At 67.4% G+C, this 16,556-nt stretch carries 16 protein-coding genes; 1 reads left to right on the forward strand and 15 read right to left on the reverse strand.

The genetic code is table 11. The features are described from left to right. Positions 1–45 precede the first annotated feature (45 nt). The 11 genes from C7H84_RS09770 to C7H84_RS09820 all read right to left on the reverse strand — a co-directional run bounded on the left by C7H84_RS09770 (position 46) and on the right by C7H84_RS09820 (position 10,833). The gene (locus tag C7H84_RS09770; RefSeq protein WP_121858624.1) at positions 46–747 is read right to left on the reverse strand and encodes a phosphoribosylanthranilate isomerase; all 702 of its coding nucleotides are present in this window, start codon (positions 745–747) and stop codon (positions 46–48) included. Next, complete coding sequence (gene truA / locus C7H84_RS09775; protein WP_162999255.1) at positions 744–1,556, reverse strand: tRNA pseudouridine(38-40) synthase TruA; 813 nt, start codon at positions 1,554–1,556, stop codon at positions 744–746. Before truA ends, C7H84_RS09770 begins: the two co-directional genes overlap by 4 nt. Then, positions 1,556–3,826: a FimV/HubP family polar landmark protein gene (locus tag C7H84_RS09780; RefSeq protein ID WP_121858626.1), complete on the reverse strand. Its 2,271-nt coding sequence runs from the start codon at positions 3,824–3,826 to the stop codon at positions 1,556–1,558. Before C7H84_RS09780 ends, truA begins: the two co-directional genes overlap by 1 nt. 314 nt (positions 3,827–4,140) lie before the next feature. Further along, a complete protein-coding gene (gene asd, locus C7H84_RS09785; protein ID WP_059466419.1) occupies positions 4,141–5,262 on the reverse strand; it encodes an aspartate-semialdehyde dehydrogenase in 1,122 nt (373 codons plus the stop codon). A gap of 81 nt (positions 5,263–5,343) precedes the next feature. Next, positions 5,344–5,463: a hypothetical protein gene (locus C7H84_RS37110; RefSeq protein ID WP_006756675.1), complete on the reverse strand. Its 120-nt coding sequence runs from the start codon at positions 5,461–5,463 to the stop codon at positions 5,344–5,346. Between the two features lie 137 nt (positions 5,464–5,600). After that, positions 5,601–6,668 (reverse strand): 3-isopropylmalate dehydrogenase, encoded by a 1,068-nt coding sequence (leuB, locus tag C7H84_RS09795; RefSeq protein WP_121858627.1) that lies wholly within the window; start codon positions 6,666–6,668, stop codon positions 5,601–5,603. Positions 6,669–6,743: 75 nt separating this feature from the next. Next, a complete protein-coding gene (leuD, locus tag C7H84_RS09800; protein WP_121858628.1) occupies positions 6,744–7,394 on the reverse strand; it encodes a 3-isopropylmalate dehydratase small subunit in 651 nt (216 codons plus the stop codon). Between the two features lie 65 nt (positions 7,395–7,459). After that, on the reverse strand, positions 7,460–7,606 hold the full coding sequence (locus C7H84_RS09805; RefSeq protein WP_121858629.1) for an entericidin A/B family lipoprotein: 147 nt from the start codon (positions 7,604–7,606) through the stop codon (positions 7,460–7,462). Positions 7,607–7,609: 3 nt separating this feature from the next. Continuing rightward, a complete protein-coding gene (leuC, locus tag C7H84_RS09810) occupies positions 7,610–9,019 on the reverse strand; it encodes a 3-isopropylmalate dehydratase large subunit (protein ID WP_121858630.1) in 1,410 nt (469 codons plus the stop codon). 198 nt (positions 9,020–9,217) lie between these two features. Next, positions 9,218–9,976, reverse strand: a complete 759-nt coding sequence (locus C7H84_RS09815; RefSeq protein WP_121858631.1) for a Tat pathway signal protein — start codon at positions 9,974–9,976, stop codon at positions 9,218–9,220. Between the two features lie 35 nt (positions 9,977–10,011). After that, on the reverse strand, positions 10,012–10,833 hold the full coding sequence (locus tag C7H84_RS09820; RefSeq protein ID WP_121858632.1) for a hypothetical protein: 822 nt from the start codon (positions 10,831–10,833) through the stop codon (positions 10,012–10,014). A 407-nt stretch (positions 10,834–11,240) separates the two neighbouring features. Here C7H84_RS09820 and C7H84_RS09825 point away from each other — a divergent pair, with 407 nt between their 5' ends. Continuing rightward, positions 11,241–11,966 carry a glutathione S-transferase gene (locus tag C7H84_RS09825; RefSeq protein WP_121858633.1) on the forward strand — a complete coding sequence of 242 codons (726 nt, stop codon included), beginning with the start codon at positions 11,241–11,243 and terminating at the stop codon, positions 11,964–11,966. A 34-nt stretch (positions 11,967–12,000) separates the two neighbouring features. Here the strand turns inward: C7H84_RS09825 and C7H84_RS09830 are convergent, their stop codons facing one another. The 4 genes from C7H84_RS09830 to C7H84_RS09845 all read right to left on the reverse strand — a co-directional run bounded on the left by C7H84_RS09830 (position 12,001) and on the right by C7H84_RS09845 (position 16,446). Next, on the reverse strand, positions 12,001–13,539 hold the full coding sequence (locus C7H84_RS09830; protein ID WP_121858634.1) for an amino acid permease: 1,539 nt from the start codon (positions 13,537–13,539) through the stop codon (positions 12,001–12,003). A gap of 102 nt (positions 13,540–13,641) precedes the next feature. Further along, positions 13,642–14,106 (reverse strand): Lrp/AsnC family transcriptional regulator, encoded by a 465-nt coding sequence (locus C7H84_RS09835; protein WP_121858635.1) that lies wholly within the window; start codon positions 14,104–14,106, stop codon positions 13,642–13,644. A 101-nt stretch (positions 14,107–14,207) separates the two neighbouring features. Next, a complete protein-coding gene (locus tag C7H84_RS09840; RefSeq protein ID WP_121858850.1) occupies positions 14,208–14,966 on the reverse strand; it encodes an amidinotransferase in 759 nt (252 codons plus the stop codon). 226 nt (positions 14,967–15,192) lie between these two features. Further along, positions 15,193–16,446, reverse strand: a complete 1,254-nt coding sequence (locus C7H84_RS09845; RefSeq protein WP_121858636.1) for a DUF1479 domain-containing protein — start codon at positions 16,444–16,446, stop codon at positions 15,193–15,195. Positions 16,447–16,556: the final 110 nt, after the last annotated feature.

Consider the following 16,556-nt stretch of genomic DNA (forward strand, 5'->3'; position numbering starts at 1 on the left):
TCGATCGGTCGGTGCGCCCCGCCTTTGGGGCCGCACCGGCTTGCATCACCCGGCGTCCGCTTCGCGCACCGCGCGTACGAACGCCGCCATCCGGGCGTGATCCTTCACGCCCTTCGCGCCCTCTACTTCGATGCCACTCGAGACATCGACAGCAAACGGACGCAACTGGCGGATCGCATCACCGACGTTTTGCGCGCTCAAGCCACCACTCAAAACGGCCCGATGCGCGAGCTCTGCGGGAATAAGAGACCAATCGAAGACCTTGCCGCTACCGCCGTAGTCCGGCACCAGGGTGTCGAACAGGAGGCCGCGCGCTTTCGAATAATGAAGCGCTAATTCTACCAAATCGGCGCGCTGCGTCGAGGGGCCGACGCGCACTGCGCGCAACCACGGCAGGCGCGCCGCGCGACCGAGGGCGTCGCACTGCTCGGGCGTCTCGTCGCCGTGGAATTGCAGCACCGTCAGCGGCACGTCGCGCACGACGGCCTCGATCTCGGCTTCGGTCGCGTTCACGAACAGCCCGACCACCGACACGAACGGCGGCGCGAGGCTCGCGAGCTCGGCCGCCTGCGCGATCGACACCGCGCGCGGGCTCTTCGGATAGAACACCAGGCCGATCGCGTCGGCGCCGAGCGCAGCCGCGTGCAGCACGTCCTCGGGGCGCGACAGGCCGCACAGCTTGATGCGCGTGCGCGGCGCGAGCGCTGCCGCGGCGGAAGTCGAAGAAGACACGGCGTGATCCGTCATGATGGTGGGTCCAGATCGGCCCAGACGCTGCTCCACGGCACGCTGCCGAGCTGCGCGGGCGGGACGGCGAATTCCGCCGGGTAGCCGACGTGGGCCAGGTACAGCCCGTCGGCCATGAACGTGGGTGCGGCGAGATTGCGATCGCGGCCGGCCAGTACGTCGGCGAGCCAGTCCGCCGGATAGCGGCCGCGCCCGACCGCGACGAGGCAGCCCATCAGGTTGCGCACCATGTGATGCAGGAACGCGTTCGCGCGGAAGCGGAAATGAATGAAGTTGCCCGCGCGTCGCACGTCGATCTGGTACAGGTGTTTGACCGGCGTCTTCGACTGGCATTCCGACGAACGAAACGACGAGAAATCGTGCTCGCCGATCAGGTGCGCGGCGGCGGCGCGCATCGCGTCGTCGTCGAGCGGCGTGTGGATCCAGCCCGACCGGCCGGCCAGCATCGGCGAGCGCACGGGATGCACGTACAGCGCGTAGTAGTAGGTGCGTTCGAACGCCGAGAAACGCGCGTGGAACGTGTCCGGCATCGGCTTCGCCCACTGCACCGACACTGTCGACGGCAGGAACGCGTTGGTGCCGCGCACCCACGAGAAATCCGTGCGGTCGAGTTCCGTGTCGAAATGCACGACCTGGCCGAGCCCGTGCACGCCCGTGTCGGTCCGCCCCGCGACCGTCGTGTGCAGCGGCACGCACGCGAATTCGCCGAGCGCACGCTCGAGTGCATCCTGCACGGTCTTGCCGTGCGGCTGCGCCTGCCAGCCGCAGAACGCCGCGCCGTCGTACTGAATCCCGAGCGCGATCCGCATCACGCCTCGTCCGCCAGTTTCGCGAGCAGCGCGCGTGCATCGTCGCGCGTCGCGGCGTCGTTCGCGTCGACCACTTCCTGCAGCAGCGTGCGCGCGCCGGACAGGTCGCCCAGTTCGACGTACTCGGACGCGAGATCCAGCTTGTTGCGGGCGATGCGCGCGAGCTCCTCCGGCGTCAGTGCCGGCAACACGGCGCCCGGCGTGGACGGCAGGTCGAGGTCGAAATCCAGCTTCAGCGCGCCGAACTGCGCGCCCCCGAGCGGCGGCAGCGACGACGGCGTGGATGCGCCCGCAGCGTGAGGTGCGGGCGTGGATGCATCCGGATCCCAGTCGAACTCGTCGTCCTGGTCGGCTGAATGTTCCGGGGACAGACCGTTCACGCCGACGTGCGGAGGCGCGGCGGATTGACCGTTAGTTGCGATATGCTCGCCTGCGGCTCGCCCCTCTTCCTCGGCCTGCTCGTCCGCGGCACGCGGCGGCAGCGGCATGTCGAGGCTGTTGAGCGCGCTGATCGCGTTCTGCATCAGCGCCGCGTGCTGCGCGTCGTTGGTCGCTGCGGCGGGTGCTGCGACGGGCTCGTCCGCCGCCGGTTCCGCGACGGGCTTCACGTCGTGCGCGGCCGACGCTGCGTCGATGTCGGGCGCGACGTGCGCAGACGGCCCTTCCGCCTGCTCGTCATGCGGCTTCGCCGCTTCCGGCGACGACGCGACCTCGGGTTTGTGCGTCTCGACCGACTCGGCCGCTGCGGCGGCCGCCGTGACCAGATTCACGTCGCCCGCCGCGTCGCGGGCCACCGGCGTCTCGGGGAGGATCGGCGGCGACGGTTCGGTGCGCGCGACGGGCGCAGAAGGCGCTTCCACTTGCTCGTCGTGCGGCTTTGCCGTATCCGGCGACGACGCGACCTCGGGTTCGTGCATCTCGACCGTCTCGGCCGCTGCGGCAGCCGCCGTAACCAGACTCAGGTCGCCGGCCGCGTCGCGGGCCAGTGGCGTCTCGGGGAGGATCGGCGGCAACGGTTCGGCGGATGCGACAGGCGACGGCGATGCATCGGCATCGCCAGCAGCCGCGACGCCGGAGGCCGGCGTGATGTCGTCGGCCGAGCGCGCTTTGCGGCGTTTGCGCCAGGCAAACCCGGCCGCAAGCACGACCACGGCCGCGCCGGCCGCCGCGGCCGGACGCCAGTCGATCTGTTCCGAACCGCGTACGGGTGCGGCGGCCGGCGCCGGCACGGCCGCCTGCACGGGCGCCGATGCCGGCTGTACCGCACTCGCGGCCACACCGGACGCCGCTTCGCTCGCGGCCGCAGACGACGCGGCAGCGGATGCCCCCGCGTCGTTTGCAGCGGGACGCGGCACAGCGGGTGTCGGTACAGGCGCCGGTGCAACGTTGTTCGTCGCGGCGGGCTTGCCGATTCCGTGCTTCTGCAGCTCCATCAGCACGCGGTTCTTCAGCGCGAGCAGTTGCTGCAGGCTCGACGGCCGCGGCTGCGATGCGCCCGCGACGGGGGCCGCCGCGGACGGTTCGTGCATGCGTTGCGCCGGATTGCCCGGTACCGACTGGATAGCGGCTTCGCTTGCCGACGACGGCGCGGACTGAATCGAGCCGCTCCATACGTGCGGGCCGCTTGCACCGGCCGCCGACGCTGCCGGCTGAACGGGTTCGACCGTCGACGCACCGTGCGCAGCGGACGCGCCGATCGAAGCCGACGCCCCGGCCGCTGTCGCGACGCTCGCCCCGCTGACCGGCGCCGGATGCGCAGCCGACGCGGCCGGCGCGGCTTGCACGGCCGAACCCGGATGCGGCGCGGTCGCACCATGCTGCGCGACAGAAGCGGCGGCCGTGCCCGACGCGGCGGCCGGCGCGGATGCTGCCGCTGTTCCGGACGCACCCGACACACCCGACGCACCGGCCGGCACGAGCGCCGCACCGGTCGCGTCGAGCGCGGGCACCGTCAGCGTCGCGCCGACTTTCAGGCGGCTCGGGTCGCGCTTCATGAACGCCTGCGGATTCGCGTCGAACAGCGCACGGCCGGCGCGCGCAAGCACGGCCGGATCGTGCGACTGGGTCGCGGCTTTCGCGAGGTCGTTCAACGACTGGCCAGGCTGGACGGTCACGTTGAGCGGCGCGGGTCCACCTGCTGCGGACGCCGGCAGATCACCGGCGCCGGCGGCCCAGGCCGACGCGGACGCGCCCAGCGCCAGGATCGCCAGCGCGGCACGCACGGCGCACGACAGACGGGACAGACGCGGAAACAAGGAAATTCGGGACATCGTAGGCTCTATCGCCGCGCACGGGCGCGGCTCGGATTCGCGTAGGAAAGCGTCAATAAAGTCGCCGCAGAAATGCAAAAGCGTCGCGCTGAACGCGACGCTTTCGGCGGTTCTGCGCGTCGTAACCGCATAGTTTACTTCACGCGATCGGATTCCGGCCGAATTCGTCGCCGGTCGCTGCGGCCGCTCATGCCGGTGCAGCGGCTCGGCCGCCGCCTGCACACCGCCGGGCGCCGGCCAAATAAAAAACGCCTGCCGCCCCGCGAAGGGCTGGCAGGCGTTGCGCGCCGATGGCGCGCTGCGCGGTCCGATCCTTACTTGTCGAGCAGGATGCGCAGCATGCGGCGCAGCGGTTCGGCCGCGCCCCACAGCAGCTGATCGCCGACCGTGAATGCCGACAGGTATTCGCCGCCCATCGCGAGCTTGCGCAGGCGACCGACCGGCACCGTCAGCGTACCGGTGATCTTCGCCGGCGACAGGTCGCGCATCGATGCTTCGCGCTCGTTCGGGACAACCTTCACCCAGTCGTTCGCCGACGCGAGGATGCCGTTGATTTCGTCGAGCGGGACGTCCTTCTTCAGCTTGATCGTCAGCGCCTGCGAGTGGCAGCGCATCGCGCCGATCCGCACGCACAGGCCGTCGACCGGGATCGAGCCCGGCTCGCCCATGGCCGGCTTGCCGAGGATCTTGTTGGTTTCCGCGCCGCCCTTCCACTCTTCCTTCGACATCCCGTTGCCGAGATCCTTGTCGATCCACGGAATCAGCGAACCGGCGAGCGGCACGCCGAACTGGCTCGTCGGCATCGCGTCGCTGTTCATCGTCGCGAGCACGCGGCGGTCGATGTCGAGAATCGCGGAAGCCGGATCGGCGAGCTGTTCCTGCACCGAACCGTGCAGCGCGCCCATCTGCGACAGCAGTTCACGCATGTTCTGCGCGCCCGCGCCCGATGCGGCCTGGTACGTCATCGCCGTCATCCAGTCGACGAGGTTCTCGCGGAACAGGCCGCCTAGTGCCATCAGCATCAGGCTGACCGTGCAGTTGCCGCCGACGAAGTTCTTCGTGCCCTTGACGAGCGCGTCCTTGATCACGTCGAGGTTGACCGGATCGAGGATGATGACCGCGTCGTCCTGCATCCGCAGCGACGATGCCGCGTCGATCCAGTAGCCGTTCCAGCCGGCCGCGCGCAGCTTCGGGAACACGTCGTTCGTGTAGTCGCCGCCCTGGCACGTGATGATCACGTCGCACTTCTTCAGCTCGTCGACGTTGGTCGCGTCCTTGAGCGTGGTCTCGTTTTTCGCGAACGACGGCGCCTTGCCGCCTGTATTGCTGGTGCTGAAAAACACCGGTTCGATCAGGTCGAAATCACCTTCTTCCTGCATGCGTTGCATCAGCACGCTGCCGACCATGCCGCGCCAACCTACGAGACCTACGTTCATGACTAACCCTTTGAATGGAGCTTCCCCGCCATTTCCGTCCCCGGCGTGACCGCGCGGGGAAACAGGCGGGCACGACGGCGATCAGCGTTTAATGATCGTTTTCGTGGTAATGGTTTTCGTGATGACGATGGCGCGCGCACCCGCACGGGCAGTGTTGCCGTGGAGTTTCAAGACCGGGGAGATCAGGGAAATCAGCGCCATCGTTCGAGTCTACACAAAGCCGGTTGCCCGCACAACGGCCAACCGTGCGGAAACCGGCCGATTTCGCGGCCGGTTCGCGCCCTTTCTACATTAACTGCCTTGACTGCTGCCTAACTGCCGTACTGCGTTGCCGCGCGTTACAGCGCGGCGACCACCGCGTCGCCCATCGCCACCGTGCCGACCTGCTTGCAGCCCGGCGTCGCGATGTCGCCCGTGCGATAGCCTTGTTCGAGCACCGTTTTCACCGCGCGCTCGATGCGATCGGCCTGTTCCGCACGATTCAGCGAGTAGCGCAGCAGCATCGCGGCCGACAGGATCGTTGCGAGCGGGTTAGCGATGCCCTTGCCCGCGATGTCCGGTGCCGAGCCGTGCGACGGCTCGTACAGGCCCTTGTTGTTCTTGTCGAGCGACGCCGACGGCAGCATGCCGATCGAACCCGTCAGCATCGACGCTTCATCCGACAGGATGTCGCCGAACATGTTGCCGGTCACGATCACGTCGAACTGCTTCGGCGCCTTCGCGAGCTGCATCGCCGCGTTGTCGACGTACATGTGCGACAGCTCGACGTCCGCGTATTCCTTCGACACGTCGATCATGATGTCACGCCAGAACTGCGACGTCTCGAGCACGTTCGACTTGTCGACCGACAGCAGCTTCTTCGCGCGCTTTTGCGCGGCCTGGAACGCGACGTGCGCGATGCGGCGCACTTCCGGCTCCGAGTAGCGCATCGTGTCGAAGCCTTCGCGTTCGCCGGCGAACGGGCCGTCCGGCGCCGCGCGCACGCCGCGCGGCTGGCCGAAGTAGATGTCGCCGTTCAGTTCGCGCACGATCAGGATGTCGAGGCCCGCGACGAGTTCCGGCTTCAGCGGCGATGCATCGACGAGCTGCGGATAGCAGATCGCCGGGCGGAAGTTCGCGAACAGCTCGAGATGCTTGCGCAGCCCGAGGATCGCCTGCTCGGGGCGCAGCGCGCGCTCGAGCGAGTCGTACTTCCAGTCGCCGACCGCGCCGAACAGGATCGCGTCCGCTTCCTTCGCGAGTTTCAGCGTCGCGTCCGGCAGCGGATGACCGCTCGCCTCGTAGCCCGCGCCGCCGACCGGCGCCTGTTCGAGTTCGAACTTCTCGCCGAGGGCGTTCAGCACCTTGACCGCTTCGTTGACGATTTCCGGACCGATGCCGTCGCCGGGCAGCACTGCAATCTTCATGCGTTATTCCTGACTGGGTAGGTGTGGGTGGCAAGTCGGCGAGCGCGCGTCATGCGCGCCCGCCCGAAGGCAATCTCAGCCGACCAGCTTGTTGTTGAGCCACGGCTGCTTCGCGAGCCGCTCGGCTTCGAACTGACGGATCTTGTCCGCGTGACGCAGCGTGAGCCCGATGTCGTCGAACCCGTTCAGCAGGCAGTACTTGCGGAACGCAGTGATGTCGAACGCATACTCGCGGCCGTCGCCCGTGCGCACGACCTGCGCGTCGAGATCGATCGTCAGTTGAAAGCCGTTGAATGCGACCGTCTCGTTGAACAGGTGATCAACCTGCTGCTCGGTCAGCACGATCGGCAGCAGCCCGTTCTTGTAGCAGTTGTTGAAGAAGATGTCGGCGAAGCTCGGCGCGATGATCGCGCGGAAGCCGTACTGCTGCAGCGCCCACGGCGCGTGCTCGCGCGAGCTGCCGCAGCCGAAGTTCTTGCGGGCGAGCAGCACCGAGGCACCCTGGTAGCGCGGTTGGTTCAGCACGAAGTCCGGGTTCAGCGGACGCTTCGAGTTGTCCTGACCCGGCTCGCCGTGGTCGAGGTAACGCCATTCGTCGAACGCGTTCGGGCCGAAACCCGTGCGCTTGATCGACTTCAGGAACTGCTTCGGGATGATCGCGTCGGTGTCGACGTTCTCGCGATCGAGCGGCGCCACGACGCCGGTATGTACAGTGAATTTTTCCATGATCCGTCTATCCGGTAGAAGGGCCGGCAGTCAGCCGGCGCACATCGACAAATTCTCGGCGGCCATCAATCCGCGGCGCGCTGGAGCGCATTGCCGGCGGCGTTGACGTCCTGGCCGAAGCCTCGGACGGTATTGCAGCCCGCAAGGCCGAAGCCCAGCCCCGCGAGCGCCAGCGCGGCAACCAGCCGCGCGATGAGTTTCGTTGCCGTCACGCGTTACCCCAGCTGGCGAATGTCGACGAAGTGGCCTTCGATCGCCGCCGCCGCCGCCATCGCGGGGCTCACGAGGTGCGTGCGACCGCCCGCGCCCTGCCGGCCTTCGAAGTTGCGGTTCGACGTCGACGCGCAGCGTTCGCCCGGATCGAGCCGGTCGGCGTTCATCGCGAGGCACATCGAGCAGCCCGGTTCGCGCCATTCGAAGCCGGCATCGGTGAACACCTTGTCGAGCCCTTCGCGCTCGGCCTGCGCCTTCACGAGGCCCGAGCCCGGAACCACCATCGCGAGCCGAACGTTCGACGCGATGCGGCGGTTCAGCTTCTTCACGACGTACGCGGCCGCGCGGATGTCTTCAATGCGTGCGTTCGTGCACGAACCGATGAAGATCTTGTCGACCTTGATCGACTCGATCGGCGTGTTCGGCTCGAGCGCCATGTAGGCCAGCGCGCGCTCCATCGCGTCGCGCTTGACCGGATCCTTCTCGCGCTCGGGGTCCGGCACGCGACCGTCGATCGACGTGACCATTTCCGGCGACGTGCCCCACGTGACCTGCGGGACGATCTCGGCCGCGTTCAGCTCGACGACGCGGTCGAACTGCGCGCCTTCGTCCGACTTGAACTCGCGCCAGTATTCGACGGCCTGGTCCCATTCCGCGCCGGTCGGCACGAACGGACGGCCCTTCAGGTAGTCGATCGTCGTGTCGTCGACGGCGACCATGCCCGCGCGCGCGCCGGCTTCGATCGCCATGTTGCAGACGGTCATGCGGCCTTCCATCGTCAGCGCGCGGATCGTCGAGCCGCCGAATTCGATCGCGTAGCCCGTGCCGCCGGCCGTGCCGATCTTGCCGATGATCGCGAGCACGATGTCCTTCGCGGTACAGCCGCGCGGCAGTGCGCCCTCGACCTTCACGAGCATGTTCTTGCTCTTTTTCTGGAGCAAGGTTTGCGTCGCGAGCACGTGCTCGACTTCCGACGTGCCGATGCCGTGCGCGAGCGCGCCGAACGCGCCGTGCGTCGACGTGTGCGAATCGCCGCAGACGATCGTCATGCCCGGCAGCGTCGCGCCCTGCTCCGGCCCGATGATGTGCACGATGCCCTGGCGCACGTCGTTCATCTTGAACTGCGTGATGCCGAACGCGTCGCAGTTCGCGTCGAGCGTGTCGACCTGCAGCTTCGAGACGGGATCGGCGATGCCGTGGCTGCGATCGGTGGTCGGGACGTTGTGGTCGGACACGGCCAGGTTCGCGCTGATGCGCCACACCGGGCGATGCGCGACGTTCAGCCCTTCGAACGCCTGCGGGCTCGTGACTTCGTGCAGCAGCTGACGGTCGATGTAGAGCAATGCCGTGCCGTCGTCCTCGGAGTGGACGACGTGGGTATTCCACAGTTTGTCGTAGAGAGTCTGTGCCATGGGTATGCGGGGTCGTTGTGACTACAAGCCTTACTGGTGCGATCGATTATGCCACGCAGAACGCGCTGCGGCGCAGGCTCGGCGCTAAAAAACCCATTAAAAACAGTGGTTTGGCTGGTAGTGCCAATACCTGTATCGGCATTACCAGCCAAACGGGGCACGCACGATCCGGCTCGCGGCGATCGCCCGCGCCCTCGCCTAGCCGTTCGGATATTCGCGATTGATCAGGTCGAGCCGCAGCATCGCGAGCTGCATGCCGGCGTTGCTCAGCAGGTAGAGATCGCGCCGCCGCATCGCCGGCTGCTGGGCCGATGCATCGTAGGTACCCGGCAGCGTCAGCCCGGCCGGCACCGCCGCCTGCATCCCCGCCGCGTTCGACGCGCGCACGGCGATCGACGCCTGATCGCGGTGCGTGACGACGCCGACCTTGCCGAGCGCCGCCGCCGAACCGGCCTGCCTGACGATCGCGGCGACCACGCCGTCGGGCGTCGGTATCAGGCTGCCGGCCGCCGCAGCGGGCGTCGCGATCGACGTCACGCCGGCCGTCAGTCCGTACTTCGACGCGAGCACGCTCGCGACTTCCTGCTGCGCGAAAACCGGCACCGCGATCTTCTGCCGAAGCTGGAACACGGCATCGGCGATCGCCTCGTTCACGGGGCCCGGCACCGGCGTGGCGGCCGATGCCCCGGCGCGACTGCCGAAGCCGAACGCGGCAATCGTGTTGATGGCGGCAGCGTCGACGGTCGGCGGCGTCCAGGAGAAAAACGTGTCGAGCAGATGACCGGTTTCGTCGGCGGCGGTCGCGCGATCGTTCAGTTCGTTGGTCAGCTTGCCGAGCATCTGGCGCTGCAGTTCGGCATCGGAAACGGGCGCGTCGCCCGCGAAAGCGGGTGCAGCGGCGGCGCACGATGCGGCGAGCAATGAAGTGGAAGCCAGGAAATGGCGGCGGTTCGTCATGGTCACGGAATTCGAATGAGAAACAACGGAAGGCATCAGCCCTTCGGGAACGCCCGCATCGTCGCGGTCATCGCGCGCGTCAGCATCTGCGCATACATGTCGTGCACGAGATAGAGGCTGCGGTTGCGCGTCCACGGTTGGCCCGACTGCGGGTCGTACATCGTCGGCAGCGGCACCTCGGCGACCGCAGCCGCCTTCATGCCTGCCTGCTGCGAAATCTGGAGGCAGCGCTTCGCATGGTCGCGGTGGCCGACCACCGCGACGGTGCCCATCGCCGATGCGCCACCCGCGCGCGATACGGCCACGGCCGCGACACCCGCGGTGCTCAGGTACACGATCGAGCCGTCGCTCGCGATCACCGGCTCGATCGACGACAGCACGTCGCTGCCCATCCCGTATTTCGATACCAGGAAGCGCGCGATTTCCCACTGCGCGTAGACCTTGACGGGCTTCAACTGGCGGATGCGGTACACGGCGTCCGCCAGCGCTTCGTTGACGGGCCCCGGATCGGGCAGCGCGGACTGGTTGCCGCCCGTGCTCGACGTGTTGCCGCTCGCCGCGTTCGGGCGATTGCCGAAGCTGTACGCGACGATCGCGCCGATCTGTGCGGCCGGCACGGTCGGCAGCGCCCACGTGAAGCCGACATCGGTCATCGCCGGCACGATCGCATCGACCGTCGCCGCATCGCCGAGCTGGGCGTTCAGTTTCGCGGACATCTGCGCGGCAAGTGCCGCATCGGTGATCGGTGCCGCCGCGACGTCGTCGCCGCCGCATGCGCTCAACAGCGGCGCCGCCGCAACGGCCGGTGCGGCAGCCAGGAATTTTCTGCGGGTAGCAGTCGATGGATTCGAATTCATAAGAGATACGAAACGATGCGAATCGCAGTGTTGCGAGTCGCGGGGTCAGCGGAAATGGCAATCGGGCGCGTCGCGCGGTTCGGCGATGGGCGGCAGAGCCGGAGCGTGAACCGCAACGCGACGATCCGTCGATCGACGAGACGGAATCGTAGTGGCCGTCTATTAAATTGCGGTGAAGTTGTCGAACGAATGCGGACGATCATCACTTCGTTTCGCCGATGGTCGAATTTGTTTCATCGGTGGTGAGCGCGCGACTTCCGTTTCACCGGCGGTGAGCCATGTCGTTCATGCGGTTTTATCGCGCACGATCTCCTAGACTGTCTATTCGCCACGGGCGGCGCACGACCGCCCTCCCCGCCATCACGATGCGGGCCTCACCCGACGCATCGACCGGACAGGAGAACAGCATGCGATATGAGCTCTATTACTGGCCCGAAATCCAGGGCCGCGGAGAATACGTGCGGCTCGCGCTCGAAGCGGCCGAGGCCGATTATGTCGACGTCGCGCGCGAATCGGGGCGCGGCATGGGCGTATCCGCGATGATGCGCATGATGGACAGCACGAAGGCCGAATGCGTGCCGTTCGCCCCGCCGTTCCTGAAGGCCGGCGACGTGGTCGTCGGGCAGACCGCGAACATCCTGCTGTTTCTCGGCGCACGGCTCGGGCTCGCACCCGACGACGAAGCCGGACGCTTGTGGGTGCATCAACTGCAGCTGACCGCCGCCGATTTCATCACCGAGATCCACGATACGCATCACCCGATCGGCAGCGGCCTCTATTACGAGGACCAGAAGGCGGAGGCAGCCGAGCGCGCGGCCGATTTCCTCCAGCATCGGCTGCCGAAGTTCCTCGGGTATTTCGATCGCGTGCTCGCGCAGAATCCGCACAAGCGCGGTTATATCGCGGGCAGCGCGCTCAGTTATGCAGACCTGACGATGTTCCAGTTGATCGAGGGCCTGCGCTATGCGTTTCCGAAAGCGATGAAGCGCGCAGAGCGCAAGGTCGCGGCACTCGTCGGCCTGCACGATCGCGTCGCGGAGCATCCGCCCGTCGCGCGCTATCTCGAATCGGAGCGCCGCATCCCGTTCAACGACATGGGGATCTTCCGGCACTATCCGGAGCTGGACGCGTAGCGGCGGCGCGGCATCCGCGCGCGCCGCCCGGCGCTCAACGCGACGGGTCGCGTTTCCCGTGCGTGACGGCCGCGTCGACGGCGTCGTCCGAGCGCGTGAGCCACGGCCCGATTTCCATCTCCTCGTAGCGCACGAGCCGGCTCTTGCGCACGCGGCGATACGCCCACCAGATCGCGACGAACAGCGGAATCCACACGTAGATCGACAACACCTCCATCCAGTCGATGCGGGCCGCGAAGAACGCCTGGTAATCCTGCCCGAGCGAGATCACGATGCAGATCGCGATGGCGAACAGCGGCCCGAACGGAAACCACTTCGCGCGGTACGGCAACTGCTCGAGCCGGTAGCCCTGCTTCAGGAAGCCCTTGCGGAACCGGTAGTGGCAAACCGCGATGCCGAGCCACGCGATGAAGCCGGTGATGCCGACCGTGTTGAGCAGCCACAGGTAGATGCTCTGGTTGTTGGTCAGCGACGTGAGGAAGCACAGCCCGCCCACCGCCATCGTCGCGTACAGCGCATTGCGCGGCACGCCGCCGGGCGACAACGTCGCGAACATCGCGGGCGCACGGCCTTCCGCCGCGAGGTTGTACAGCATCCGCGTGGCCGCATACGTGCCCGAGTTGCCGGCCGACAGCACGGCCGTCAGGATCACGAGATTCATCGCGCCGGCCGCAAGCGGAAAGCCCGCATGGCTGAACACGAGCGTGAACGGGCTCACACCGATGTCGGTCACGTCGCTCTTCAGTAGGTTCGGATCGGTGTACGGCACCAGCAGGCCGATCACGAAGATCGCGAGCACGTAGAACAGCATGATTCGCCAGAAGATCTGCTTCACCGCGCGCGGGATCGTCTTGCGCGGGTGTTCCGATTCGCCGGCGGTAATGCCGACCAACTCGGTACCGAGGAACGAGAAACCCGCGATCAGCGCGACGCTCATCATCGCGTGCACGCCGCCGACGAACGGTGCATCGCCGGTCCGGAAGTTGCGCCAGCCGACCGGATGGCCGTTGCCCAGCAGGCCGGCCGCGATCAGCAGCCCCGCCGCGATGAACGCGATCACGGTGACGACCTTGATCAGCGAGAACCAGTATTCGGACTCGCCGAAGCCGCGCACGGACAGCGTGTTCAGCAGGAAGATCAGCACCAGGAATCCGGCACCCCACCACACGCCCGGAATGGCTGGAAACCAGTAGCGCATCACGATCTGCGCGGCGACCAGCTCGATCGCGATGGTCACGGCCCAGCTGTACCAGTAGGTCCAGCCGAGGGCGACGCCGAAGCCTTCGTCGACGTATTTCTCGCCGTACACCGCGAACGAGCCGGACACCGGCATCAGCGCGGCCATCTCGCCGAGCCCGGTGACGACGAAGTAGACCATCATCCCGATCGCGATATACGCGGCGATCGCGCCGCCCGGCCCCGCCTGCGCGACCGACGCGCCCGACGCGACGAACAGCCCCGTGCCGATCGAGCCGCCGATCGCGATCATCGCGATGTGGCGGCCCTGCAGCCGGCGCTTGAGCGCCGTCCCGGACGGCGCGGTTGTCCGCGCTACCGCTTGCATAGCATCCATAGTGTTCACCCTGATTGGATTCGGGTCGATCGAATCGATTCGGAATCCCAATCGATCGACCCGGTTATTCACGTCGAAGCCGGTCCTGCCTGCCGGGCCGCGTCAGACGACGCTGCGCTTGATAGCCTGCAGCTCGGCCGTCGTCACGATCTTCTCGATCCGGAACCGCGGACTTTCCAGCCACACGTTCGCGATCCGCCGGTACTCGTCGAGATCCTCGCACGCAAGCCGCACGAGAAAATCGAACGTGCCGCTGACGAGCCAGCAATCGAGCACCGCCGGGTTGTTCCGCATCTCATCCTCGAACGGCACCTGCGAACGCCCGTGATCGGCCAGCACGATCTGCGCGATCACGACGATCGGCTTGGTCGCGCGCGGCGCCTTGATCACCGCGCGGTAGCCTTCGATCACGCCCAGCGCCTCGAGCCGCTCCACGCGCGCCTGGCACGGGCGCGGCGTGAGGTTCACGAGCTCCGACAGCTTCCGGTATGAAATCCGGCCGTCGGTGCGCAGGATGTCGAGGATCCGGAGATCGATCTTGTCGAGCTGCATCTTCTTGTCGGTCATCCGCGTTCGCTCCGGTCGGTGTGTGGCGGGTGCGCGGAGGGTCTCCTCCAGTTCCGCGCGGGGGCCACATTATCCGGCCGAAGCGGCCGCTCGCCAATCGGCTAGAACCGCAGCGACAGGCAGGTCAGCCCGCCGTCCATCTTGCGGAACTCGCTCGTGTCGATCACGTGCAGCGGCAGCCCGAGCGACTGAATCGCGTCGTGCACGCGCGGATAGCCTGCCGGCGTGATCAGCGTGCCGTTCACGCGCAGCGTGTTGCCCGCGTATTCGTCGACGGCCGAGATCGCGATCCGGCGGTACTCGGCGAATGCCGGATGCGCGGCCAGCGCCTCGGTCACGAGCAGCGTGTCGTCGCCGAGCGCGTTGACGACCGACTTCAGGTGCAGACCCGCGCCGACCGGCACCGCGATGACCGAATAACCGTAGCGCGACACCAGCGCCTCGAACTCGGCGATGCCCTCGGCGTCGGTGCGGCCTGTCAGGCCGATATAGAAGCGCTTGCCGACGAGCATCACGTCGCCGCCGTCGAGACGGCCGGCCTGCATCGGCAGCAGGTCGCGATGCGCGCCGAGCGCCGCTTCGATGTGGGCCGTCTCGCCGCGGCGCGCCGGCGCACCCGGGCGCGTGATCACGGCGAATTCGGGCGTGACGACGGCGACGTCCTCGACGAAGTGCGAATCGGGGAACGCGTCCAGCGGCGGCAGTTCGGTCAGCGCGACGCCGAGGCCGCGCAGCGCGTCGCAGTACGCGTGAAACTGCGTGAGCGTCTTGTCGTAGTCGGGCGCGCCGAGCGTGGCGGTGGTGAGACCCGCGCCACAGGACGGCGCGGGGCGGCGAACGATCGCTTGCGTGAATTGCATCGGCTTCTCCATGGTCACGCTGCCTCCGTGCGGCGCACGGGGCAGCTGCGTTGTGTCCGGACCATTATCGGAAGCCAAATTGCGCAATTCGCGTCGATTTCGGGCGCGCCCGCAGCCGATTACGTCGAATTGGAGGCAACGCGCAGCGGATTCGGCAGACCGGTGGTGGATGCGACGCGAACGGCGGCTGCCGCGTGCCGCCGCCGCGATGCGCCCGCTGCATTCGTCATCCGGCGAACGGCTCGAAGCCCATTTGCGCACGGCCAAGCGCCGTGAGGTCGCTCTCGCGTCCCCGTCCGTCGAACTCGACCTCGAAATGATCGGCCGGGAAATCGGGCGGACTGTCGCCGCGCACGAACGCGAGCCGCTGGCGCTGCAGGTACGCGTCGTTCTTCGCGCAGCCGGGCGCGGCCGCGATGTACATCACGTTGCTGTCGACGCTGCCGCGATGCGCATCCTCGACCGCATGCACGACGTCGCCATGCCAGAACACCGCGTCGCCCGGCTCCATGTGCGGGATCGGCACCAGCGCGTCTAGCAGCAGCGCATGCCATTCGGGCTGGATCGACAGCGCGCGGCCCGGTCGCGCGCCGCACAGGTCGTCATCGGCCACGTCGTCCTGCAGCGCGCGCAGCACGACGTACGCCATCGCGTTCGCGACCGGAATCAATTGCAGCGTGCCGTCGCCGGGCCCTTGCGGCGTCAGCGCGGTCCAGCCCTGGAACGTGCGGAACATCGAACACACGGCCGGCGACGGAATCTCCTCGACGTCGGGACGGAACGCGGCGTCGAACGGGTCGTAATCGCGCCAGCGGCCGGCCAGCACGTGGCGATAAACCTGCCGGAAATTCGCGCCGAGCCAGCGCTCGACCGAGCCGCCGTCGACATGCGGCGACAGCCCGAGCGACGTCGAGCCCGGCGGCCGGCGGCGGATCCGATCGGCATAGGCCGGCACCTGGTCGGGATCGAAATGCGTATGCGCGCCGTCCGCGTGGCGCCACAGGCGGTTCAGGAATACGCGTGCCTGCGTGAGTGCCGGCGACTGCCGGGCGGCCACCTGCGGCTTCGACCAGTAGACGCCGTAGATCTGCGGCTTGCCCGACGCGAGATTGCCGAAGTAGCGATCTTCGGCGCGCGCATCCAGCCGCTCGGCGAAACGGTTCGCATCGAGGTAGGCGCCGATCTCGTCGTTCCAGTCGCGTGCCTGCCGCGCGTCGAACACGCCGCGAATCACCGCCGCGCCGTGCGTGCGGATCGCGGCAATCGTCTGCGGATCCACCGTGCCGTTCGCGATGTCCGCGAATCGCAGCACCGGAATCACGTCGCGGCCGTGTGCGTGTGCGCGGCGGATCGCGTCCACCTGCCGCGCGATGTCGCCTTCAAGTTCGCGGAACGTGGCCGCGTAACCGGGCAGGTCGGCGCGCAGCGCGCGTTTCGCCGTGCGGATCGCGGCCGGCAGATCGTCAATCGTCAGATGCATCGCCGTCTCCTCGCTGAATCGTTTTGATGAGCATCCAGCGTACGGCCGACGCACGGCCACCATCGACACTATCCAGCCAACAATCGATACAATCCGGACAACCGCGCTTT

The organism is Burkholderia sp. Nafp2/4-1b, assembly GCF_003635165.1.
GTDB lineage: Bacteria > Pseudomonadota > Gammaproteobacteria > Burkholderiales > Burkholderiaceae > Burkholderia.